This window comes from Bacteroidota bacterium, from assembly GCA_016718825.1.
GTDB lineage: Bacteria > Bacteroidota > Bacteroidia > J057 > JADKCL01 > JADKCL01.
In genome coordinates this window covers 1-23,382 of sequence record JADKCL010000051.1, presented here as the reverse complement: position 1 = coordinate 23,382, position 23,382 = coordinate 1, and the positions used below count along the sequence as shown (strand labels likewise).

General features: G+C 47.6%; 19 protein-coding genes, 1 tRNA gene and 2 pseudogenes. 12 read left to right on the top strand and 10 right to left on the bottom strand.

Going from position 1 to position 23,382, the window contains the following annotated elements; genetic code table 11:
* The 3 genes from IPN95_28050 to IPN95_28040 form a co-directional block, all read right to left on the bottom strand.
* The coding region (locus IPN95_28050) for a hypothetical protein (protein MBK9453181.1) at positions 1-4,661 on the bottom strand (4,661 nt) is incomplete at its 3' end.
* Between the two features lie 44 nt (positions 4,662-4,705).
* Positions 4,706-5,464 carry a hypothetical protein gene (locus IPN95_28045; GenBank protein MBK9453180.1) on the bottom strand — a complete coding sequence of 253 codons (759 nt, stop codon included), beginning with the start codon at positions 5,462-5,464 and terminating at the stop codon, positions 4,706-4,708.
* Between the two features lie 481 nt (positions 5,465-5,945).
* On the bottom strand, positions 5,946-6,809 hold the full coding sequence (locus tag IPN95_28040; protein ID MBK9453179.1) for a hypothetical protein: 864 nt from the start codon (positions 6,807-6,809) through the stop codon (positions 5,946-5,948).
* A gap of 114 nt (positions 6,810-6,923) precedes the next feature.
* Between IPN95_28040 and IPN95_28035 the strand changes: the two genes are divergently transcribed.
* Positions 6,924-7,508 (top strand): DUF2878 domain-containing protein, encoded by a 585-nt coding sequence (locus IPN95_28035; GenBank protein ID MBK9453178.1) that lies wholly within the window; start codon positions 6,924-6,926, stop codon positions 7,506-7,508.
* A gap of 30 nt (positions 7,509-7,538) precedes the next feature.
* Here IPN95_28035 and IPN95_28030 read toward each other — a convergent pair whose 3' ends face one another.
* The 4 genes from IPN95_28030 to IPN95_28015 all read right to left on the bottom strand — a co-directional run bounded on the left by IPN95_28030 (position 7,539) and on the right by IPN95_28015 (position 11,526).
* Complete coding sequence (locus tag IPN95_28030) at positions 7,539-8,222, bottom strand: outer membrane lipoprotein carrier protein LolA (protein MBK9453177.1); 684 nt, start codon at positions 8,220-8,222, stop codon at positions 7,539-7,541.
* 69 nt (positions 8,223-8,291) lie between these two features.
* Positions 8,292-8,720 (bottom strand): SRPBCC family protein, encoded by a 429-nt coding sequence (locus tag IPN95_28025; GenBank protein MBK9453176.1) that lies wholly within the window; start codon positions 8,718-8,720, stop codon positions 8,292-8,294.
* 123 nt (positions 8,721-8,843) lie between these two features.
* Positions 8,844-10,484: an ABC-F family ATP-binding cassette domain-containing protein gene (locus IPN95_28020; GenBank protein MBK9453175.1), complete on the bottom strand. Its 1,641-nt coding sequence runs from the start codon at positions 10,482-10,484 to the stop codon at positions 8,844-8,846.
* Between the two features lie 103 nt (positions 10,485-10,587).
* The gene (locus IPN95_28015; GenBank protein ID MBK9453174.1) at positions 10,588-11,526 is read right to left on the bottom strand and encodes a hypothetical protein; all 939 of its coding nucleotides are present in this window, start codon (positions 11,524-11,526) and stop codon (positions 10,588-10,590) included.
* A 205-nt stretch (positions 11,527-11,731) separates the two neighbouring features.
* Here IPN95_28015 and IPN95_28010 point away from each other — a divergent pair.
* Positions 11,732-11,814: transfer RNA gene (locus IPN95_28010), tRNA-Leu, on the top strand.
* Between the two features lie 1,060 nt (positions 11,815-12,874).
* Here IPN95_28010 and IPN95_28005 read toward each other — a convergent pair.
* Together IPN95_28005 and IPN95_28000 are read right to left on the bottom strand one after the other, a co-directional pair.
* Positions 12,875-13,411, bottom strand: a pseudogene (locus tag IPN95_28005) (recombinase family protein).
* A 300-nt stretch (positions 13,412-13,711) separates the two neighbouring features.
* Positions 13,712-13,864: a hypothetical protein gene (locus IPN95_28000; GenBank protein ID MBK9453173.1), complete on the bottom strand. Its 153-nt coding sequence runs from the start codon at positions 13,862-13,864 to the stop codon at positions 13,712-13,714.
* A 166-nt stretch (positions 13,865-14,030) separates the two neighbouring features.
* Between IPN95_28000 and IPN95_27995 the strand changes: the two genes are divergently transcribed.
* Positions 14,031-14,186 (top strand): hypothetical protein, encoded by a 156-nt coding sequence (locus IPN95_27995; GenBank protein ID MBK9453172.1) that lies wholly within the window; start codon positions 14,031-14,033, stop codon positions 14,184-14,186.
* A gap of 653 nt (positions 14,187-14,839) precedes the next feature.
* On the opposite strand, the gene IPN95_27990 is transcribed toward IPN95_27995, so the two are convergent.
* A complete protein-coding gene (locus IPN95_27990; GenBank protein MBK9453171.1) occupies positions 14,840-15,016 on the bottom strand; it encodes a hypothetical protein in 177 nt (58 codons plus the stop codon).
* Positions 15,017-15,409: 393 nt separating this feature from the next.
* Here IPN95_27990 and IPN95_27985 point away from each other — a divergent pair, with 393 nt between their 5' ends.
* The 9 genes and pseudogenes from IPN95_27985 (at position 15,410) to IPN95_27945 (ending at position 23,166) form a co-directional block, all read left to right on the top strand.
* Positions 15,410-15,850 (top strand): hypothetical protein, encoded by a 441-nt coding sequence (locus tag IPN95_27985; protein MBK9453170.1) that lies wholly within the window; start codon positions 15,410-15,412, stop codon positions 15,848-15,850.
* A gap of 768 nt (positions 15,851-16,618) precedes the next feature.
* Positions 16,619-16,945 carry a hypothetical protein gene (locus tag IPN95_27980; GenBank protein MBK9453169.1) on the top strand — a complete coding sequence of 109 codons (327 nt, stop codon included), beginning with the start codon at positions 16,619-16,621 and terminating at the stop codon, positions 16,943-16,945.
* A gap of 770 nt (positions 16,946-17,715) precedes the next feature.
* A complete protein-coding gene (locus tag IPN95_27975) occupies positions 17,716-18,786 on the top strand; it encodes an ABC transporter substrate-binding protein (protein ID MBK9453168.1) in 1,071 nt (356 codons plus the stop codon).
* Between the two features lie 300 nt (positions 18,787-19,086).
* Entirely contained in the window at positions 19,087-19,374 is a 288-nt protein-coding gene (locus IPN95_27970; GenBank protein MBK9453167.1) for a hypothetical protein, read from the top strand.
* Positions 19,375-19,595: 221 nt separating this feature from the next.
* The gene (locus IPN95_27965; GenBank protein MBK9453166.1) at positions 19,596-20,405 is read left to right on the top strand and encodes a hypothetical protein; all 810 of its coding nucleotides are present in this window, start codon (positions 19,596-19,598) and stop codon (positions 20,403-20,405) included.
* Positions 20,402-20,764: a hypothetical protein gene (locus tag IPN95_27960; protein ID MBK9453165.1), complete on the top strand. Its 363-nt coding sequence runs from the start codon at positions 20,402-20,404 to the stop codon at positions 20,762-20,764. Before IPN95_27965 ends, IPN95_27960 begins: the two co-directional genes overlap by 4 nt.
* Positions 20,765-20,777: 13 nt before the next feature.
* The gene (locus tag IPN95_27955) at positions 20,778-21,650 is read left to right on the top strand and encodes a branched-chain amino acid ABC transporter permease (protein MBK9453164.1); all 873 of its coding nucleotides are present in this window, start codon (positions 20,778-20,780) and stop codon (positions 21,648-21,650) included.
* Between the two features lie 410 nt (positions 21,651-22,060).
* Positions 22,061-22,285: a hypothetical protein gene (locus tag IPN95_27950; GenBank protein ID MBK9453163.1), complete on the top strand. Its 225-nt coding sequence runs from the start codon at positions 22,061-22,063 to the stop codon at positions 22,283-22,285.
* Positions 22,286-22,297: 12 nt separating this feature from the next.
* Positions 22,298-23,166: pseudogene (locus IPN95_27945) on the top strand (branched-chain amino acid ABC transporter permease).
* Positions 23,167-23,382 lie beyond the last annotated feature (216 nt).

Here is a 23,382-nt window from a genome sequence, read left to right as displayed (position 1 = left end):
GTTCCCGTTCCGACCGTGGGTGTATTGCCAGCCAAGGTCGTGGAAGTGGTACCGCAAGTAGCTGCACCGGTTTGATCCGCACCTGCGGCGGCGACCGTTGGATTTTGGTTGAAGGTAATGTCTACTTCGTCGAAAGAAGCAGGACAAGGTGCATTCGTGATCGTCCAGCGGAGGGTATAGGTGTTTCCAGCGACACCATTGAAGACCGATGTCGGACTTCCTGGGGTGACTACCGTTCCACCGATGCCGGCGACAATTGTCCAAGTTCCTGTTCCGACGGTGGGTGTATTGGCAGCCAGGGTGGTCGACGTGGTTCCGCAAGTGCCAGCGCCCGTTTGGTCAGCTCCTGCAGCGGCGACTGTTGGATTTTGGTTGAAGGTAATGTCCACTTCGTCGAAAGAAGCTGGACAAGGCGCATTGGTGATCGTCCAACGAAGGGTATAGGTATTTCCAGCGACACCATTGAAAACCGACGTCGGACTTCCTGGGGTGACAACCGTTCCACCGACACCCGCGACGATGGTCCATGTTCCAGTTCCGACTGTCGGCGTATTGGCAGCCAAAGTCGTGGAAGTGGTTCCGCAAGTACCTGCACCCGTTTGGTCAGCACCTGCTGCAGCGACCGTTGGATTCAGGTTGAAGGTAATGTCCAATTCGTCGAAAGAAGCAGGACAAGGCGCATTGGTCACTGTCCAGCGAAGCGTATATGTGTTTCCGGCGACACCATTGAAAACCGATGTCGGACTTCCCGGGGTGACAATGGTTCCGCCAACACCGGCCACGATGGTCCAGGTTCCCGTTCCGACCGTGGGCGTATTGGCAGCCAGCGTGGTCGACGTGGTTCCGCAAGTGCCAGCGCCCGTTTGGTCAGCGCCTGCGGCGGCGACCGTTGGATTTTGGTTGAAGGTAATGTCCACTTCGTCAAAGGATGCCGGACATGGCGCATTGGTAATCGTCCAGCGGAGGGTATATGTGTTTCCAGCGACACCATTGAAGACCGAACTTGGACTTCCAGGGGTGACAACCGTTCCACCGACACCCGCGACGATGGTCCATGTTCCCGTTCCGACCGTCGGCGTATTGGCAGCCAAAGTGGTCGACGTGGTTCCGCAAGTACCGGCACCAATTTGGTCAGCGCCTGCGGCAGCAACCGTTGGATTTTGGTTGAAGGTAATGTCCACTTCGTCGAAAGAAGCAGGACATGGCGCATTCGTGATCGTCCAGCGGAGGGTATAGGTGTTTCCAGCGACACCATTGAAGACCGATGTCGGACTTCCCGGGGTGACAATGGTTCCGCCAACACCCGCTACGATGGTCCATGCTCCCGTACCGACCGTAGGCGTATTGGCAGCCAAAGTGGTCGACGTGGTTCCGCAAGTGCCTGCACCGGTTTGATCCGCACCTGCGGCGGCAACCGTTGGATTTTGGTTGAAGGTAATGTCCACTTCGTCGAAGGATGCTGGACAAGGCGCATTCGTGATCGTCCAGCGAAGCGTATATGTGTTTCCAGCGACACCGTTGAAGACCGATGTCGGACTTCCTGGGGTGACAACCGTTCCGCCGACACCCGCGACGATGGTCCAGGTTCCTGTTCCGACCGTGGGCGTATTGGCAGCCAACGTCGTGGAAGTGGTTCCGCAGGTACCTGCGCCAGTTTGGTCAGCACCTGCAGCGGCGACCGTTGGATTTTGGTTGAAGGTAATGTCCACTTCGTCGAAAGAAGCCGGACAAGGTGCATTGGTAATCGTCCAGCGAAGGGTATATGTGTTTCCAGCGACACCATTGAAAACCGATGTCGGACTTCCAGGGGTGACAATGGTTCCGCCAACACCTGCAACAATCGTCCAAGATCCTGTTCCGACCGTGGGCGTATTGGCAGCCAGCGTGGTCGACGTGGTTCCGCAAGTGCCTGCACCGGTTTGATCCGCACCTGCGGCGGCGACCGTTGGATTTTGGTTGAAGGTGATGTCCACTTCGTCGAAAGAAGCAGGACAAGGCGCATTCGTGATCGTCCAACGGAGGGTATAGGTGTTTCCAGCGACACCATTGAAGACCGATGTCGGACTTCCAGGTGTAACAACCGTTCCGCCAACACCGGCTACGATGGTCCAGGTTCCCGTTCCGACCGTGGGTGTATTGGCAGCCAAGGTGGTCGAAGTGGTTCCGCAAGTACCTGCACCAGTTTGGTCAGCGCCTGCAGCGGCGACCGTTGGATTCAGGTTGAAGGTGATGTCCACTTCGTCGAAAGAAGCAGGACAAGGCGCATTGGTGATCGTCCAGCGGAGGGTATAGATGTTTCCAGCGACACCATTGAAAACCGATGTCGGACTTCCCGGGGTGACAATGGTTCCGCCAACACCGGCCACGATGGTCCAGGTTCCCGTTCCGACCGTCGGTGTATTGGCAGCCAGCGTGGTCGATGTGGTTCCGCAAGTAGCTGCACCGGTTTGGTCAGCCCCGGCAGAGGCAACCGTTGGATTCAGGTTGAAGGTAATGTCCACTTCGTCAAACGATGCCGGACAAGGCGCATTGGTCACAGTCCAGCGAAGCGTATATGTGTTTCCAGCGACACCATTGAAAACCGACGTCGGACTTCCGGGCGTGACGACCGTTCCGCCCACACCCGCGACGATGGTCCAGATTCCTGTTCCGACCGTGGGGGTATTCGCAGCCAAGGTCGTGGAAGTGGTTCCGCACGTACCTGCACCGGTTTGGTCAGCACCTGCAGCGGCCACCGTTGGCGCATCGATTACGGTGATGGTGCCGGTGGCACTTACCCCTCCACACGCACCAACAACGGGAATCGAATAGTTGAAAACGCCCGGAGAAGTCGGCGTGCCACTGATTGTGAGAACATTCGCTGCCCAAGTCGCCGTCACACCAGGGGGAAGCCCAATCGGGGCACCGATCCCTGTTGCACAAATTGTTATATGGGTGATCGATGTGAGGGCCGTATTGTTACACAAAGTGGGAGTGGCCGAAGCCGAGCTAACCGATTCACAAATTGAAAAATAGGTTACCGAATCCCTTGGCACAGTACAGCCAACCGGCGGATTATAGATGACATTGACAGTGCCGCCTGCAGTCATAGTAAGCTGCTGCAAACCACTACTGTAAGTTGCAGGACCTGTGGTTGTGACGGATCCACCAGCTGGCTCAAAGGTCATGTTGAGAACAGTCCCTGCGCAATGCGAACTACTATCAGCTGCATTGGATGCGCCGACAGTTCCCAGCAGATCGACACCAAAGTAGGCGCCGCAAATGGGGACGGAAGCGGTAGCATAAGTAACCACATTTTCAAAAAGTGCCGCAGCGCTGCCATTTCCCATCGAACCGTTGATTCTATGCCCAACATATCCGAAGGTTGACATGCATTTTTTCACGTACATGCTCGTATGTCCACCCGTATTGGCAGCAATGATCACATCGGTCGGAGCAATGAAGTTCGGAATGGCAGGATTTTCGGCCGCACCAGCGGCTGCCCGGCCCAACATATTGCCAAGATTGAGGCCCCAATTATAAATCTGGCTCCCGTTGGTCAATACGTTAATGGTTGCTGAACCAAAACCACAGTGTTCATTGGCGGTTATCCATTTGATGTCGTTCATTACCGGCCCTGCAGGACCGGTATACCTTGGCTGAACCCATACATTCCTGTCGGTCGTCGTCCAATCCCCCAACTGCCGCGACGCATTGTTGCCCAACGCGTAGAGGTTGTCGTCGGTGGCGAGGACGTAGTAGGAAATTTGATTGAGGCCATCAGAGGTAATGGAGATCATTTTTGCAGAGGCGCCTGGATTGAATGCCGGCAACGTCATAGGAGTCGCACGGTTGCGGGTAGCGATCGCAGTACCATTTCCAAGCCACGTGCTTTGTCCCCAAGTCCAAAGCGCTCCGGAGGCTTCCAATGCAATGATGGAGCGGCCAGTCGTGCGACAGGCAACGATTCCGGAAAGGAAAGGATTGCCAACTGCATTGGTCGTGACACGCGACCACGTCAATGCATTGCCTGTGCTGCCATTTCCACGCATGGCAGCGTTGGCTGCAAGCACCCAAACGTCTCCCGAGCAGAGCGTCAGTACAAGTACTCCCGATCCGATACCTCCGTTCGCACTCGATGCGGTCATCATTTTTACCTGGTCAGGAAGAACACCCGGCGGTAAGCCTGTCGGATTGCCGCCGATGGTAATGGGCTGAAATCCAGTACCAGCGGTAATTGTAGCATCGATGACCCTTCCTTCTTGTGCCATCGCAAAAAGACCGGTCGTGGTCAACACAATGCCCTGCGTATTGTTTGTCGTGGAAGACCCAACCGTTGCTCGCAAGCGCGTGCCCGTCAGCGCAGGAAAATTGGTCGAGTTGATGGTGAATGGCACAAGGTTGCTGCCGGCACCGGTGTTTGTCAAAACTTCACCCCAGGTGATCAAGTCTCCCACCGAATCACGGACAAGCGTCGTATGGAATGCCGAGATAAAGTTGTCGTATTCAATCGTATTGCGATTGGTGGTCGACTTGAAAAAACAATTCGTGTAGTCCGTTCCTGGACATCCGAGTCCAGGCCCAAAACCACAATCCTGAGCCTTAAGTTGTTCAGCACTTGAGAAAAAGGACACAAAAGCAAGTAGGCCGAGTACCAGAAGGCGATATCGCTGCAATTTCATCGTGAAACTTTGAGGCATTTTGATAATTGGTTGAATGTGTTGGATTAGTGAATTTGTTGCTGCAAACCAAAGGACTGCACTTTGCCATTCACATCAATGAAGTCAAACATGATGTAGGTCGGACGACTTACACTCCCTGAAAGCGTATAGTTCAAAACGACCGTCCCGGGATTCAGGCTCATTACATTTTGCACCGGAATAGCCGTCAAGTTGGTTCCCACACCCGCTGTGTACACCGTGCCTTGTTGGAATAGGATCGGGCTTCCGTCATAGGAGTCGACAATGACCGGAACGCTCAGGACGATTCCGTTGAGATTGCCATTGGAGATCGGGGCCGAAAACGTGACTTGGGTAAAATCAAAAACCATTTTCTTGCCGGTCACGGTGACAAGAATTTCAGATGGAAGATTACTGTGGTCACACGATTGGGCGTTGTGAACATGGTTGTCTTGGATTTGAACCGAATATTCTCCCGGTTGTGCAAAAACAAAATTGAGCAAACTGTTTCCGATGCCTTGGCCAACGGTTTGACCGGAATGCAGAATGGTCCAGCTGCTGATGTTTTCCAATGGCCCGTCCAAAGTGAGATGGTCACCATAGGCGAGCGTTACCTGCAAAGGTTGATTCTCCGGTTTGGGTCCGACATTCTCTTTGCTGCCTACCTCTGAATGGGAGGCAAGCTCGATCGTTTCTCCTAACAAGCCTGTGTTTCCCACACAAAGTATCACGAAGGGCAAAAGCAAGTTCGAAAAGGCCTTTTTCACCGACCATTTATCCGACGACTTCAAAACAAAATTTTTCATACCCAAGAAATCAATTACATCGGTTTCAAATTGCAACACCGGAACCCTGATAAGATTCAGAGCGCGTTGGGAGGACCAAATGAATGGTCGCTGGTCGGCCAAACCCGACCTTCCCAACGCTGATGTTGAAAGCTACAAGTGGGTAACGAACGGGAGATGAAGGAGCCGTTGATCAGTGATTTGCTTCCGCTATTCAGAAGGTAATCGATTGATTATCAGAACATTTTCCCCAAAAATATGCATTCGTACGCGCCTGCGCATCAGATGACTTGATCACTGAATCAACTTCAGTTTCTCTCGTTAAAAGCTGCGGAGCGAAATTAGATGTTTTCAACAATAAAAAAAATCGTCAACATTTTCCACCACCAAGTCCTGAAATTTGCCATGGAATTTCACTCAAAAGCTTGGAAAATCTTACGTCCTTTTCAGTGCGATTTTTTCTGTTCCTTGGAACAAAATTTGTCATTGGAAACTTACGCAATCACCTGCCTCCTGCTGCCTTTAGATCCATCTCCACCTTTTTCAAATCGGTAAGGATGATGTCGTGCCGTTTGCTGAGATAGGCCTTTTCAGCAGGCGGACGGTTGCCGAGCGACTGGATTTTTTTGCTTTCACCATCGAGCACTTGCTTGCCTTCCTCAATGGCCTTGATGGCGCCGTCATAATTTTTGTGAAGCGCCCATTCAAGTTCGGCAATGTGGATATAGGTGTAGGCGATTGCCATGTCTCCATCCTTGGGTGCGGAGCGAAAGAACCAATCATCCGCGAAGTGGTAATTTTTGAGGGCTTTGAGCGAATCCCGCAATGAAAGCTGTGCATCGGCGGCGAGGTCGTAGGCGCGGTAATTGAACTTGTCCTGGGCAATCACGGGTTCGCAGAGCGCGACCATGTTTTGCCAGAGGACCTTTTTTTCAGCCTCCGATTTTGCGCCATCGGAGGTCGCAAGCAAATGGGCATCGGCGAGGTCGAGCACGAGTTGCTGCATTTCCTTGGTCGAGGATTGAATGGCATCGGTGAGTTTGCCATCCACGTCATACTTTTTGGCAAGCGCCAAGTCCTCGTAGCCCGTCACTGCCCAATTCTGCAGCAGCTTGGACATTTCGGGCGTAACATCCGTCTTGTTTTTGCGCACCAACACCACTTTGGACTGTCCGCGGTAGTAGTGGGCTCGGGCAAGCCCTTTTTCCTTGAGGCTGCCTGTCGCGATGGCTTTGTCGAGGTTGGACACGGCGCCCTTGTAGTCGCCGTTGTCATAGGCCTTGACACCGTCGTCGACGGATTGCGCCTGCAACTGCCCGAAGAGAAGGCAAGCAACGGCAAAAATTCCTGTGAGGATCCTTTTCACTTTTCAAAAGCTGGCTTGACTGGTCCAGCGATTCAAATTACGGGGAAATTCCTGCACAGAGGCTGAAAAATGTTGCCGGATGGAATTCGAAAATCAGCATTAGTTTTGCGGGCAATGGCACGGAGCAAATACCTGACTTGGGCATTCTTTTGGATGGTGATCATTCAGTATGGATTATTCAAGGTGAGTTGGCTGCTTGCGGCGTGGGGCGCAGTCGCGGGTCCGCCGCTGAGCTATTGGGGGGCCTTTCCGTTCTTCGTTTTTCTCATTCTGCACGTTGCCTATACCAAGAAGGTCTGGGAACTCTGGTATGCCTTGGCTGTGGCAGCGTTGGGAACGGTGATTGATACGGTTTACAACGCCACGGGCCTGATCGACTACAACGGAACATATCCTTACCTCAATTTTTTGGCGCCGATTTGGATCACGGCGATCTGGGCCGGGTTGGCAGTGACGCTGGACCATTCGCTGAAGGTGCTGATCGGCAAGCCGGTCTGGACATTTGTGGTCGGGGCGGTCTTTGGGCCGCTGGCCTATTGGACAGGCGAGGAAATGGGCGCGATCCGGTTCGCATTTGATGACTGGACTACCATGGGTATTCTGGCCGTTCCCTGGGGACTCGCCCTGATGGCGGACTATTGGATTCTGGAAAAGATGCGCCCGCGCGAAGTGGTTGGGGAGCAGCCTGCCGGGATCTGAGACAGCGCAAAAGTTGGCACGTTCAACCTCTTAATGGTGGTCGTGACCCTCATGGTCGTGGCCTTCGTGCCCATCGGAGGGGGTTGAATGCTCATCTTCGTGCTCCATCGGCGGCACCAGTCCGTCTTCGACCTTCTTGACAAACTCCCAATCGATCACAAAAAACTTGGGGTCCAAGACGGGATTTACCTTGAAATCGAGGACCATCATTTCCATTCGAAGGCCAGCCCGAATATCGACGATGTATTCCTCGATCAATCCCGATTTGCGACCAATTCCGATTTGAACGGGTGGAAATTCCGAGCCTTCGGGAGGCGTGAGTTTCATCCTGCGCATGACTGAATTGCTGTCAGTCCAGCTAAATTGATAGGCGAATTTGTGAAGTCCATAAACGCCATCCGCTGAAAGATCAGGACCTACGACTGCCTCAGGATAGCTGATGCTCGCGAATGCGCGGTTGTAATTCATCGTTGTGGTCCCGTTGCAAATCGTCAAGTCCTCGACATAGTCCCAGTGGTATTTATTCCCCTCGTAATACACTTTTCCGACCCCGCGGTGCCCACCCATGTCAAAGCCCATCGTGGCCGAATAACTCGAAAAGGACTTGAATTTGGCTTCGGCTTCGATCAAAGCCGCTTGTGGTGACTGCTGCGCAGAAACGATGCCGCATACGAGCAGCAGGAAAAAGAGGGAAGTGAGACGCATACGTTGCATGGACTGAATTTACGACTTCCAATCAATTTTTAGGCCAAATCCAGATTTTGGCCAGAATTCTACGAACTTTCAGCGGCTTTCGGATTTGGTTTTCAGCCCGTTTGCTTCCATTTGGATGTAATCTTGGGTCAGTTTTCCATATTTTTTGGCTACATAACCGCCAAGCCAACCGGAGACGTCCACCGACAAAGTCACTTGGACACCCCCGGAAACCGGCTGAATCCAATGTTGTGCCGCCATTCGCAGCATAAAATTGCCCGTGATCCATTCAAAACCGGTATTCGGCTGGATTTTGGTGAATTTCCATACTGCAGGTTGCAGTTTTGGCTGAATGACTTTCGCCCTTTTACCTACGGCAATCGGACCTTGGTCCAAGAGAATGACTTTTGAAATCGAGGCCGTCCATTCCGGCCACCGTTCGACATCCAGCATCACATGCCAAACATGCTCGGCCGGAGCTTGGATGAAAATTTCTGTCTTAAACTGATGGAATGCCATTTTCAAATCTGTTGGGAGTCTCCCACAAATTTGACGGAATTATTGACCAATTGGCAAGCCTTGACGCATTTTTCAGCACCCGAAAAAGAAGTCGGATTGCCTTTTTGAGCTGTCTCCGAAAGATCAGGAAGCCTTCAAATCAATTTCCTTCAACTGCGAAATGCGGTTGCGCGCAAGGAATTCGTCGATGGTCTCAAAATGCTCGATCACACGTTTGTCCTTGAATTCGAAGACTTTCTGGGACAGGCCCTGCAAGAAGTCGCGGTCGTGGGAAACGAGAATCAAGGTGCCATCGAAGTCCAGCAAGGCTTCTTTGAGCACGTCCTTGGACTTGAGGTCGAGGTGATTCGTAGGTTCGTCCAAAATCAGGACGTTCACGGGTTCGAGCAACAATTTGACCATGGCCAAACGCGTTTTTTCTCCCCCCGACAGCAGGCTCACCTTCTTCTCAATGTCGTCGCCGCTGAACATGAACCTGCCGAGGATGTTTTTGATCTGCGTCCGGATTTCGCCTTTTGCAACCTCGTCCACGGTCTGGAAAATGGTCAAATTCGGATCGAGCAATGCCGCTTGATTCTGCGCAAAGTAGCCGACTTTGGCATTGTGACCCAATTCGCAGTGGCCTTCAAAGTCGATTTCACCCATGATGGCCTTGATCATCGTGGATTTTCCTTCGCCATTCCGCCCGACGAACGAAACTTTTTGACCGCGGGCGATCGACATGTTGGCATTTTGAAACACCACCTTGTCGCCGTAGCGCTTGGTCAAGTCCTTGACCACCACAGGTGTATCGCCTGAACGCTGCGAAGGCGGGAACCGCAACCGCAAGGAAGATGTATCGATTTCGTCGATCTCCACGAGTTCCAGCTTCTCCAGCATGCGTTCCCGGGAATTGACCTGATTGGTTTTGGAATAAGTACCGCGAAACCGGTCAATGAACTCCTGCGTTTCCGCGATATACCGCTGCTGCTCCTTGTAAGCCTTGATTTGATGCGACCTGCGCTCTTCCCGCAAGACCAGATAATGCGAATAATTGGCCTTGTAGTCATAAATCTTGCCCATCGTGACCTCGATCGTGCGGTTCGTGATCCGGTCGATGAAGGCCTTGTCGTGAGAGATGACCATGACCGCATTCGCCTTGTTGACCAGGAAATCCTCGAGCCACATCACCGATTCGATGTCGCAGTGGTTGGTCGGTTCGTCCATGAGGATGAGGTCCGGCTTCTGAAGGAGAATCTTGGCAAGCTCGATGCGCATCCGCCAACCACCGCTGAATTCCTTGGTGGGCCGGTCAAAATCTTCGCGCCGAAATCCGAGTCCTTTGAGCGCCATTTCGACTTCCGCATCAAAATTGACCTGCTCGACGGTGTAAAACTTCTCGCCGATGTCGGTCACCTTTTCGATGATCGCCATGTACTCCTCGGAATCGTAGTCGGTGCGGGTTTCGAGTTCCTTGTTCAGCCGATCCATCTCTTCCTGCATGGAAATCACCTGTTGGAAAGCCTTGGAGGTCTCTTCGAATACCGTGCACGTGTCTTCCGTCAGCAAGTGCTGCGGCAGGTAGGCGATCACCGCGTCCTTGGGTGCGCGCACGGATCCGCGGGTGGGCTTGTTCACGCCCGCGATGATCTTCATCAAGGTCGATTTTCCCGCCCCATTTTTGCCCATGAGCGCGATTTTGTCGTCTGGATTGATGGCGAATGACACATCGCTGAACAGCGTTTGACCAGAAAATTCGACTGCGAGACCGTCAATGGAGATCATATTTACCCTTTTTTGAAGGGGCAAAGGTAGTGAAAGTTTGGGTTCGGGCTGCCGTCGGATTGTCTTTGTTAGGTGCCGAGCGGTGAATCGGAGGGTGAAGCGGTCATGATTCAGCTAGGGAATTCAGCAGGGTAATAAAATTGTCTGTCGGAAAAAATTGAAGCTTTTCCTCTGTGATTTTGTACGGAAGCGCCTCAAATTCACCATTTTGGAAAAAGAAGATATTGTCACTGAGTGAGCCGGGTCCTTCTTCGTTCATGCCCTTCACAATCGGAATCAGGGTATTGACAGCTTTGATGACATCGAGCGTCTCAATCGGATAGATGATCGCAGCATGTCGGTGGGGCAAACCCACGAGCGCGCCATATTTTCCAACCAAATCCGGCCGCAGAGGCAGGTCAAAGGCAATGTTGGGAACAAAAAAATGAACTCCTTCAGCAAACCAAATGTCAAATTCGCCCAAATTCAGCTGTTTGAGGGAGACGGGGCAATTCCGTTTGATGTTTTGCAGACCCGTTTCGAAGAGTTCTTCAAAAGATTTTCCCCATTTGGCAGCCTGCTCGGGTTGCACGTTTTGCACGCTATGGGGCAGATCAAAAACCAACATCGCATAGATATCGCCTGCGAAGGGTTTGCCCATGACACCCTTCATTCCAATGTGGTCGATGTAGTCCATGGGATACATGCGAACGCCCAGGTATTGTTTGACTTTAGCGTAGTCGTTGACCAGTTTCTGGAATTCGATGTTGAAAACCTGACCCTGTATCAACGAATCAAAATGTTGCGCAACGATCTCGGGATATTCACTCAGGTTGCGTGATTGTTTGCAGACTTGGGAGAGGTTGCCCAGTCCCAATTTCCCGAACTCAAATTCATTTGGGCCCAGTTCGACGACCCCATCGTGGACTTCGTAGCTAAGATTCTTGCCCTTGAAGTATTTCCCGATAGCCCCGACAAAAGCGGTGTATTCCTCGCGGGTGAAAAACGGTGCCCAATCGGGTACTTCGAGCAGAACGGGCTTTTTCTTGAAGAAGGAGAACATTTCAGTCTGGGTTTTTCCAAAAGTAATGGATTTTGCGCGTTTGGCAAGGTTGATTCAGGCCTTCCGAGTGGACGCCTGGGCGAAGCTTCCTGGAATGTATCATCGCTCATTTTCAAATGCGCCAATTGTCCATTCAAAAAAGCGCGACAATTTCTCCGAAGTTCATTGAAATTTAAAAAACCTCACTATCTTTGCCTTCCCTTAAGCCGAGGTGGCGGAATGGTAGACGCGATGGTCTCAAACACCATTGGTGTAACAATCGTGTGGGTTCGAGTCCCACCCTCGGTACACAACGGGAGGATGCATCAAAACCGATGTTCCCTCCCGTTTCTTTTTGCCCTAAAACCTTGCTCAGTTCACTGGAAACGCGGATTAGCTCATTCACCCTTGGGGTTCGAACTGTGTCGGTTTTCTTGGAATAGTACATGCCCTCGGGGAAGGCTATTTTTTGAACCCTTTGCTTGTCCCGGTAGTCACCCTTTTCCCACAATACGGCCAGATTTCGGCATATTTGGACGCATTCCTCAATGTCTTTCATGAGGTTCGTACTTTTTTGATTGACTTGCTCCAATTCCCTCAAAATCTCCTGCTTCTCGTCCCTCAGTTTCTCGCTGAATTCCTCGTAGTCGGCTCGGCTGATTTCCTCATGGACGACATACCTTTCCTTCATCCGATCCAGCTTCCCGTTGATTTCCTTGAGGCGTTTTTCCATGACCTCGGCCTCCTTGAACTTCTCTGAATTCATCTGGATCATGGTCGCTTCCAACTCCTGTGTGATGAGCGGAACGAATTCATCCTTGATCGTGAACTGCCGCAATTCGCGCAGAAATTTCTCACCAAGGCTGTTGGCATTCACATTGCTTTTACATTCTCTTCCTCGGCAATTGTAGTAAGGCAAGGGGGTATTGCGCACCTTGCCATTCTTCTTCTTGGCGATGTAGCCCGTGAAGGGTTCGCCGCAATGCTCGCAGATCAAGAATTTCTTGAGCGGAAGGGCATTGTTTTCCTCGGAGACGGCGTAGCTGTGGTTGTTGTTGGATTTGAGGATGCCATTCACCGCTAGGAAGATTTCTGGGGAGATGATCGGTTCGTGCTTGCCTTGAATGACCTCACCTTCCAGTAGATTGTGTGCCAAAAGTCCACAGTAAATTGGGCTATGGAAAATGCGGGACATGGTGTTTCGAGGAATGTCGAGTCCACGCGCCTTCAGCTTCTTCCGAATCTCTTCCGAGGATAGGGAGGTGTTCTCGTATTTCCATAGGAAAGCTTTTTTGATGAACGGAGCTTTCTCCGTGTCAAGAAGCAGCACCTTGTTCACCCATTTGTAACCGATGGGCGCATTGCCGCACCAATGACCCTGCCTGAGTTTCGCTTTGGTGCCGTCCACGCAACGCTTCCTTCGGATGTCGTTTTCTTGCTTGGCCCAGATCAATTGCTGGTCTTCCATGCCTGAACCATAGACCTCCTCATTGTTGATCGGCATCGTCGCCGACTTGATGATGATTCCATACTTGGCTTTGAGTTCTTCTTTGAGAACAATGGCTGATCCACCTTCACGAGAGAAACGCGAATAGTCGTAGAAAACGATGTAATCTATCTGATTCGCCTTCTTTCGCACGAAGGCCAACATTCCCTCGAAGTCCTTTCTGTCGCTGCCTGACTTGGCGCTTTCGCCCCTGTTGCCGAACTCGGCGACGATCTCGTAACCGTTGCGCTCGGCAAACTGTCGGCAGGCCTTTACTTGGACTTCGAGGCTCATGCCGTCTTCTTGGGCCTTGCTCGAAACTCGGGTGTAAAGGACGCTCCGCTTCCTTTCGCCAGAATCAGCCTTTTTGGCTTTTCCTACACCGAATGGACGAAACAATTCAAGATCATTCATGCTCATAGTTCTTGTGCATAAAATTGGCCATCAAAGAAACGAGTTGTCGAATTGAATCGAGGATGCTCAGGGCCTCTCCATCGGAAAGCTTCTCGTATCCAGCGATACTTCTGATGTCTTCGATGGTTGCCCATCTTGGTTCTCTCGATTTGGGTTCCTTTGGAAGAAATGCTGAGAGTTCTTTTTTTCTTCACAGCAATTCGCGAACGGCGCAGCTCCTTTTTTCGGGTCGCTGCGCCAATATGTAAAAGTCCCTTTTGTGAAGGGTACGAAAATACATTGTGTGGAAATACTTGCCTGTTTCATCTATTTGGGAAATTTGTACTTGATCGTATTCTCAATTTTGGTGATTTGGCCCTCGTGCTGATCGACGGAAATCGTTTGGTACTCTCCTGAAGCTAGGATATCCACGATCTTTCTCCGTGTGTCTTGGCTTTGCACGAGTTCCAAGTCATTCATTTTTTGAATTCTTGGAAATGAATCTTCACCGCCTTGTACTTGCCTGATTTGATGATAGACAAGATTGCTTGCTCATTGGGTTCGAGGATTTCTAGCATTCCGATGCGGTCGATGGAGAGATCTTTGGCGAGGAACTCCCTGACAATACCCGTGATGGGGATGCGGCATGTGTTTCAAAGGAAAGGCGATCCAAAATCTCAGATGGAAAGATGAATCCTGGCGTTTCCTCGACGCTGAAAAATTCACCGTCTGGAAAACGATCAAAATCACGGGACAACGTTTTGAAATCGAAGTGGCGATCATGAGTTGCAGCCAATTGTAGCCCATTTCCTCCGCTTTCGGGTTGCTCAAGACGAAGGTCCAGAAATCCACTTCCTTTTTTTGTGTTTCTTCGGTCTTTTTCGGATTTGCCAGGTTTTCCCGCTCATAGATGTTGATGAAAGGGAACTCAAGAGATCAGGATAGGTAGGAGCAAGCAACACTTCCCTTCAAGGCTTTGATCTCGACCAGGTTGAGGCCCACAGTCTCAATTCCTGAATCATCCGTATCCAGACGTACTCCACAAATGAAAATCGCCGCCAATTTTGATGTCTTCGCGGCTATCGTCCACAAACCAGACTTCTCCAATGGTTGAGCGAGCGGTAGGGAACCCCCAGTGTCGGTGCCTTTAAATATCTTTTTGGTCAGGCGCTCGCACAGTTCAAGGGCTTTGTCGAGGCCGCCTCCCCAAGTAGGGTTTAAAATCCGTATCCATATCTTAAATTATTCGACACAAACGTACGATATAAATTTTTAATATGTTCAACTAATCGGATGTTTCATTTCGGAATATGTCTATTCACCGTGGATTTTGAATTGACTAGGTAGTTTCTTTCCGACCAGATATTTTCACAGGGAGGGTTTTCGAGCTTTCGGCAGGCTTTGGACAGCAAGTATATAATGACGTCAGTTCCAGTTCTTCTCTTAGAACTTTCTTCAATCCTCCTGAACGCGGCTCTGAACCAAGTTCGTCATGGCCTGAGCGGCCTCCAACGTTGCAGGATCAAAGAACGTGGCTCGGAACCTCTGCAAGACAAAGTAGCCACCATTCGCTGGTTGGCGGTCCAATTCAAAATCCTTAAACTCGCTGCCAACGGACAGAATGGTTTTCATCATTTCGAAGGCATTTGGGTTGTCCTCCGCGTCGGAGTTGTTTGATTCTGAACCTGAAATAGTGGTCTAGGATTCAAGCAAGCTACCTAGAATTGATGTTCTTGGCCGTGAAATGCAATGAAACCGCCCACAGAAGGGAATATAGACACCAGTTCTGGCACATTAACATCCAACTTCTGACTGGAAACGAGATTCAAGATATCACCAACGAGATTAACCCGAGATAATGAGTACATATCGAACCATGTTTAACTATGCTTAATCATACTTAATCTAAACTGAATTTGTTATTAATTGAATCTAAATCGTACTTTTACCTACGTTGAACAGGTCTTTTACAGTATGAATAGGCCTGTATTCACGTAAATCGAAGATCAAATCACACATTGCTCCATGTCAGAAGAAGAAATCTCACGCAGCAAATGGATCGGAATCCCACAAAGGCAGTTGGAGGAGGTCGAATCTCGTCAGCGGCAGCGCATCACGGCCCTCGAAGAAATGCTTTCAAATGAGCGGCAAGAGCTTGCGGCCATCGTAGCTGCAAAATCAAGCAACGTCTCCAAGTACCAAACGAAGTACGTTTTGGACAAGGCACCCAACCGCTATTCTCATGACCTGAGCTGGAAGGACAAAATCCTCTACGTGATCAACCAGGCAGGCCGACCATTGCTAGGCAAGGAAATTGGCCCCAGACTCCGCCAATTGCAGCCGTATGGCTTGGTTTACACGAGCCTTGACAATACCGTTTCCGTGCATCTTTCAAAATTGATCAAGGAGGGGCAGCTTATTCGGGTTAGCCGCAGGGGAAGGCGGGTCGCGGTATGCGATACCTGAGTGATGGCTGGCTTTTGCGACCTCCACCACATTCAATTGTTGAGTCGGCACAGATCGATTCCACGATCATAATGGCTTACCTCGATTTCAAAGGTATTTGGGCTGTTCGTTTCGGACTTGTTTGACTTTCAGGAATGTATTTGATAATCGGTGAGAATGTATTGCCGCGACCTTTTACTTGTAACAAGGGCTTTGAAACCCAGGGTTTGCATTACCCCTGGCTTGGCCCGGAATCAGGCTTGAGAGGCTACAATGCGGTGAATCAATGCACTTTCTTTCTATCTCAAATGAAAAAAACGTAGATTCGGTACAGCAATTGTACTTTTGCAGGAGTAAGCAGTCAGGTAAAGCATGTTAGAAGCACGATCTTCGTTTTGGTTTCTCCGCAGATTTCTACTGATGGAACTTCTTTCCTTTGGAGAAAGGTAATATCTATGCGCTAATGGTTCAAACGGCGTTGGGAAGACAACATTATTGTTCAATCTGATCACAGGGTTTCTGGAAACTAGACTAAGGCCTCGATTCTTTTGGAAGGAACTGAAAATTATCCAATTCCTCACCCTCAAAATCAATAAACCCTGCATTTGTAGGACTCTCTAAGATTCTGCGACTAGCCCCATCTTCACTGTCAACGAAAATGTCCTTCTGGCCATGAAGGACAACTCCAACTGACAATTGGTGGAATGGCTTCGTCGCCAAATTACTTTTTAGTAAGCCAACCAAATGGTTGGAGCGAGGCAGACGACTTGATTGAAAGATACTTTCTTCGTGAAGTATCCAAGTCCTTTGCAACGAGATCAGCTTTGGGACAGCAAAACTGCCCAATCTTGCTTATTGCGGGTTGCCACGGCGCATCACTACATTTGCTTGATGAAGCTGTCGCAGCAACACCAACCGAGTACCGCAAAAGATCGCATTGCTCATTCAGCAACTGAAGACCCAAGGCAAACCAACTTGATGATCGAGCACACACCGACTTCATTTCCGGAAGTTGCAGACAGGCTATTCTTCCTCCATCAAGGCAAGATCGATGTATTTGAGAATATGGAAACACTGAGGAAAGATCAGCATGTAATGAAGGCATATATCTGGTAACAAGATGCTAAGAGGGAAACATATCGGATCGTTGTTGTGTGGAAGTAGTGTGCTTTTGATGTTTCTGTTTGAAGTAGCCCAAGGAAGTGGTTCTGATTGCAGGAAGCAATGGAAGCGGAAAAAATCTACCTTGCTTAAAACAATTTTCGGAATGTTATTTCATGGAGCGATGGGCGCATCTTCTTTGAGGAAGAGGATATTACTGGTAAGCAACATCGGGATTGTTGAAAAGAGGAATCTCATATATTCCTCAAAGAAACGGTCTTTTCGAAGACCTGACTGTAAAGGAGAATTTGGAAACGGCTGGAATGATCCTTGATCGATCAGTTTACAATCAACGAATCAATAGGGTGCTTGTAATATTTACGACCCTTGCACCGCAATTGAGCAGAACAACACTGAAACTTAGCGGCGGAAAGGCAATTGTTGACATTAGCAATGGCAATGCTACATGAACCCAAAATGATTTTACTTGACGAACCGTTCAATGGGTTATCGCCTATCAATGTAAATTTCATAACTAGCGTTATGGGAACTCTAAATCAAAAAATGAAAACTACTTTCCTGATAGTGGAACACTCGTATCGGCGAGACCTGGGGATTGCCAATAGGGTTATTGGAATGAAATTGGGCATGGTTTGCTATGAACAGGCAATAGATGAAACATTTAGTCCCCGTCAATTAGATGCCGTATTTATTTAAAGAATTAAGACGATGAGAAAGCTACATACAGTATTCGCGTTAATAACCATTGTACTTGCTTTTACAGCTTGCAATACTATGTACGCAACCTACTACAGAGAAAAAGCCCCCATAAAAATAGGCGCCATTTTACCCTTAACTGGAGAAGCGGCAAACTATGGGACTGGCTTAAAAAGGGAATGGATTTGGCAGTGTTGGAAATTAATTCAGACTCTTCCAATGCGGCCATTCAAATTATTTATGAAGATGACAAGGCAACACCAAATTCTGGAATTTCAGCTTACAACAAGTTGAAATCAATCGATAAAGTCAACTACATTATTGGAGGCATGTTCTCAAATGTAGCACTTTCGATTGCACCCATAGCAGAAAAGGATGATTTGGTTCTGATGTCACCAACAGCATCCGCAGTTGAGTTCAGTAAGTTTGGAGATCATGTATTCAGAATTTATCCATCGGATTCTTATGATGGTGATTTCTTGGCTGATTTTTCTTACAATAGGTTAGGTGCTAGAGTGTCGCAGTCATTTCTTGTAGATGCAGCATCAACGGTTGAAATCAGTCAAGTTTTTGGTGATAAATTCAAATCCTTGGGAGGCACCATATCCTTCACAAACAACTACAAACAAGGGGAGACAAATTTCAGAACGATTCTCCAAAAACTTCGTTCGGATTCTTCTGATATAGTTTTCCTGCCAGGCTATATTGACGACATTTCAACACTTCTTAAGCAGTCCACCGAACTTGGATTACAAAAAACCTATGTGTCTATTTCAACAGTTTACGATAAGAAATTGATTGAGATTGCTGGGAAAGCGGCAGAAGGGCTGATATTTTCAGCACCAGTTTTTGATGCAAATAGCAAAAATGCAGTAACGCAAAATTTCGTAACACTCTTCAAAAAGGAGAACAATTCCACTCCCGATATTCTCGCTGCCTATGGCTATGACGTTGTGAAAATAAGCTATAAGGTCATATATAATACGCAAAACAGGAGTGTGCCAGAAATTATTGCAAATCTGAATAATACCAAGGATTATCCTGGTGTAACTGGCAACACTAATTTTGATCAGAATGGCGATGTTCGCAAGGAACTCAACATTCTGACGGTAAAAAATGGTGAATTTGTAAAATATTGATTCCAGATGGAACGAGGCAAATATTTCGAATATTTAGAAAACACTTCTGCCCTAGTTCTGCCGCTAATCAAGGAGCAGGTAGATGTCACTTGTAGGAATGAACCTGAACTTTCTGGAAATTCTTAGACTTTTCTATGATAAGCGGTTAGGTAAGCGATTATTAAAGCCAACATTATTTCGCCTTGCCTATGAAATTTGTGGGGATCAAATTTAATCAATTCCTGCCAATCGCTGCTGCATTTGAGGTACTCAACATATCATCCTATCAGGCAAATGCCTTTTTGACCACAAGGTAGAGTTTTGACTGCCGAAGAAAAGGACAGCCAGTTCATTGCGGCAATGATCTCTAGAGAAATTGCAGAAAGGCTGATAGATCAATGCATTGGAGCTGTAAGCGACTCCATTCTTTATGAATTCAAAGGCTGCTTAAGTAGAAGCAACTATTTCATCTACAAGGCACAACATTATGATCTGAATTTGCTAACTGTCGCTAACTTGAAGGAGTTTGATAATTACGAGAATTTTCTGCCAGCATACATCAATAGGTGCTATTTTGGAAGTGGAATTTTTCTGGGCAATGCGCATTAGCTGAGCTTTAATGCAAATGGCTCGAAACTCCAACTACAAGCATTGCTCAAATTTGCGGAATTGTACGGAACTGCTTCTTCATCAAGTAAAATGATCTTGCGGATTACTTTCCAGGGCAGAAAGGCAGTCAAAACTATACCAAGATGACTTCTTGCGATTTCAGAAACGGAAGACTGACGTTGCTCCTATACTTATTGCTGAACTCCAAAAATCAAGAAGCATTGTCAAAGATTCGCGCGATAATGGGCAGGGTTGACCATTCAGCAGCAGAATATACGGAGATTCAGACGATGTTGATTAAGGAAGGAATTATCGAAACCAGCAAGGCAATTATAAGGTCAAAATTGCTTGAAGCAAAAAGTAACCTAGGTCTTTTTGAATTGTCTAATTCAAAGAGAATGTTACTTGCCATGCTTTCTGTTCTTGATTCCAATAAGTTTTATCATCGAATGAAGCTTCTAAAACTAAATAGATGGATAAAATTAGACGGTTTTACTTTAATAGAGTCTCTTCAGTGGTTCAGGGATTGCGCCAATCTTTCCGTTGTTGCTGCGAATGGATTTTTTGGGAATTTTGACAAGGAGTATGCTGATCCTTGGCTCGGGGTTTCAAAACTATTCAAAATGATTTCCGAAGAGCAGCCAAATCAGGTTCTCACGGCAATTGTCTTTACATCCATAGGTGTGCTGCTTCCTATCATATTAGGAGCTGCTTTGTCTTTTTTGCTATTCGCAAAAAAATATTTTGACGTATTCAAGCAAGTTATCCGTAGGCGGATATATATATCTAGCTTTTTGATGAATATGTTGGACGAAAAATTGGCATTTGTTTCCCATATCGCTAGTAACATTGATCGAGGCGTGCCAATGGATCAACAGGAGATAGGGCAGATTCTTGGTCGAGTTTTGAAAACATCTTCGAAATCGAATTTCTACGCTACGACACTTATGGAGCCAGACAAGATTTTTGCCGATCCCGACCACATTGGAACAATTGAAACTACAATTCGCATTGCAAAGGATCTGGAGTGAAATTGCATAGATTGATTGTGGTTAAGAATCTTGAATCCACCAAGCTAGCCTTAAGAAATCCAGATAGTTCAGTTGCAAAGATTGCAAAAATGCACGCTGATGGCAATGCCAACTTGTCATTTCTCCCACTTTCCACGCTCAAAAAGAATTATTTGCTGCACAATTTGAATCAAGAGTACTTGGATTTTTTGTTAATTGAAGGACGGGTCATTTATGGATTCAAGAACGATAGAAATTATGAGACGGTCACGGCTTTTGAAAAATACGTGGTTTTCATTAAGGACTCCAAAAGCGATTTGGGAAGATACAAGGATTTTATAAAGGATGTAATCGCATTGTCACATACTGTTACGTTCTAGAAGGCCTGTTCCTATGATGCAAATCGCACTTAATATTGTTTTGACAGCATCCTTACTTTCTCTTGTAGCTCTATCGGCTACATTAGTTTACTATACGAATAAGTTTTTTAGCCTAACACAAGCCGCTTCCATCAGCTTTGGTGCTTACTTTTCATTTCTTTTTCTCCAGATTCTTCATTTTCCAATTGCAGTTAGTTTGCTTCTAGGAATCATTTGTAGCGTAGGTATAGACTTGATCACCGAGCGGTTGGTATTTCGGTTTATGCGCAATCGAGAGTTGCCTCCATTCACCATGCTCATTTCTTCCATCGGTCTATATGTTGTGTTTCAAAAAATTGTATTTCACTTGGCTTTGGGAGATGATACAAAATTATCAACACTGGCGACGTTACAGTTGGTCACCAGTTTTTCTCCGCATATATCACTACCATCCAGGTGTGCTTTTTTTGTTTCTTTGGGTCTCTTCATTGTGACCAACCTATTCCTTCAATATACATCCATAGGTAAATCGATTCGAGCAGTAGCAAGCAAACTTGAACTTTGTAATATCTACGGTATCGACTCCAACAAGATCATTTTGATTGCTTTTGGCATTGGATCAGCATTGGCTGCAACATCGGGAATACTCTCTGCAATGGACACCAATATGACCCCAACTTTTGGTTTTAACCTCCTACTTTATGGAGTTGTCGCAATGATTATTGGAGGAGTGGGCAGCACTAGGGGGTTGATCGTCGGGGCTTTGGTCGCCACAGCCCAGTATTTGGCAGCGTATTGCATTGACACCAAATGGATGGATGCAGTTACCTATATCATTCTCATTTTATTTTTGATTTGGAAACCACTTGGGTTTAGTGGCAAGCGGCTTAAAAAGGTTGAAACATGAAACTATTAATCGTTCCAGGAGCTGCTGATCCAGTAACTACCTACCAAGAAGTTTATGATTTAGTACGAATAGAAGCATTGCTAGGAATTTTACTGATTGTAATGTTATAAACTATCATGGTCATTATTCCTTTGACGATGTATCTAATCTAAGCATTTAAAACGACCACCCTTCTTTGCAATTGCTTGGGGATTATGAATTGAAGAAGGAGAACTATTGCATTTTATGTAGAAGCTTGGTTGTATGCCATTAATCGAATGCCTAAAAGCGGTTTAATCCATTTCATCTATTTAACAAAGATAGTATTTTGGGGGGCCATCTCCATATTACATTTGGTATCAATATTTGAAGGATTTCTTTGATGATACGCTTTTTGAATAAGCGGGTCAGAGCCCAAAGTTCATTATTCAATGAAGTATGCCCATTCGAGCCATTCAATCCTCCAGATTCCCAATGAAAGTAGTTTTGAGGTCTTTATTACATCTGGTGCTTTAGACGAAGACTATCCTGAGAGTTTTCATAGTACCTTGAAGGAATTGAACAAAAATGAAAAAATATTTTTCCCAGATAGGATAGCAGGACTAGGTCACGCAGTTACTGAACCCAATGAAAATTATTTTAGTTTGATTTTTTGACCCGACGCTGCTTTGGACTACATCTTCCATCTCCTTATTTTCATTTGCATCTACACTGTGCTTGCGCAAAGCTTAAACCTAGCTGCTGGTAAGACTGGTCTGATTTCATTAGCTCATGCAGGATTCTACGGCATAGGAGCCTATACCACCGCATTGCTTTCAATCAATTTTGGCATTTCCTTTTGGATAAATCTGCCCTTGGCAATGCTGATCTGTGCAGCAATAGCATTGCTAGTTTCACTCATCGCCTTGCGTACTGTTGAGGACTATTTCATCATCTGCACGTTGGGAATTCAAGTCATCATTTTTTCTTTGATGAACAATTGGATGGATGTAACGAGAGGCCCATTGGGCGTTCCTGCATTCCTTCCATTCAGTTATTTGGCTTGGCTCTCGATGGCAAAATTCCATTTTTGATCTTGGCTGCCAGTTTGATGGGCCTCGTTTGGTGGCTGCTGAGGAACCTCGGAGATTCAGGTTTCGGTAGAATTTTGATTGCCATCAGTGAAGACGAGATATACCTCAAAGCATTGGGAAGAACGAACTGAGCCAAGACGATTGCATTTACCCTCAAAGTGCTACCTTGCTGCGATCCCGGGGCATTGTATGCAATTACATTACATTTCACATTGATCCCACGAGTTTCACACTGAATGAGTCCATTTTCATCCTCTCAATCGTCATCATCGGAGGTCGGGAAGTTTTCGTGGCAGCTTTTTGGCCAGTGCTTCAAGATTCTGGTTCCAGAGGCTCTTAGATTTGTTGGAATGCTCGACAGCATCGCCGCCAATTTGCGGCAAATTATTCATGGATTGTGCTTGGTGATTTTGATGATGACTGGAAATGGGTTGGGGGAATTGTTTAAGCGGCGTTCCAAATGACCATTCTGGGCTTCTCGGTTTTGATCAATTCATTCACCTTCCGGTTGGAAAAATGCAAACCCTTCGGGCAATACGGATTGATTATCAGGACAAACCACGCCCACACTAGATCTCGCCCGAGTCAACGCAACATACAAACTTGACCGACTGCCGGGAGCAAGCTCTGACGAATGATCTAAGAACCAATCCAAGATCGGTTTGCTGGGTAAATGAGGA

Bases quoted from the DNA above. Each gene is read 5' to 3' on its own strand.
- IPN95_28020 (MBK9453175.1), bottom strand. From the start codon at position 10,484: ATGATCTCCATTGACGGTCTCGCAGTCGAATTTTCTGGTCAAACGCTG.
- IPN95_27990 (MBK9453171.1), bottom strand. From the start codon at position 15,016: ATGAAAACCATTCTGTCCGTTGGCAGCGAGTTTAAGGATTTTGAATTG.
- IPN95_27950 (MBK9453163.1), top strand. From the start codon at position 22,061: ATGAAGTATGCCCATTCGAGCCATTCAATCCTCCAGATTCCCAATGAA.
- IPN95_27955 (MBK9453164.1), top strand. From the start codon at position 20,778: ATGATGCAAATCGCACTTAATATTGTTTTGACAGCATCCTTACTTTCT.
- IPN95_28045 (MBK9453180.1), bottom strand. From the start codon at position 5,464: ATGAAAAATTTTGTTTTGAAGTCGTCGGATAAATGGTCGGTGAAAAAG.
- IPN95_27995 (MBK9453172.1), top strand. From the start codon at position 14,031: ATGTGTTTCAAAGGAAAGGCGATCCAAAATCTCAGATGGAAAGATGAA.
- IPN95_28035 (MBK9453178.1), top strand. From the start codon at position 6,924: ATGGCACGGAGCAAATACCTGACTTGGGCATTCTTTTGGATGGTGATC.
- IPN95_27985 (MBK9453170.1), top strand. From the start codon at position 15,410: ATGTCAGAAGAAGAAATCTCACGCAGCAAATGGATCGGAATCCCACAA.
- IPN95_28030 (MBK9453177.1), bottom strand. From the start codon at position 8,222: ATGCAACGTATGCGTCTCACTTCCCTCTTTTTCCTGCTGCTCGTATGC.
- IPN95_28015 (MBK9453174.1), bottom strand. From the start codon at position 11,526: ATGTTCTCCTTCTTCAAGAAAAAGCCCGTTCTGCTCGAAGTACCCGAT.
- IPN95_28025 (MBK9453176.1), bottom strand. From the start codon at position 8,720: ATGGCATTCCATCAGTTTAAGACAGAAATTTTCATCCAAGCTCCGGCC.
- IPN95_28000 (MBK9453173.1), bottom strand. From the start codon at position 13,864: ATGAATGACTTGGAACTCGTGCAAAGCCAAGACACACGGAGAAAGATC.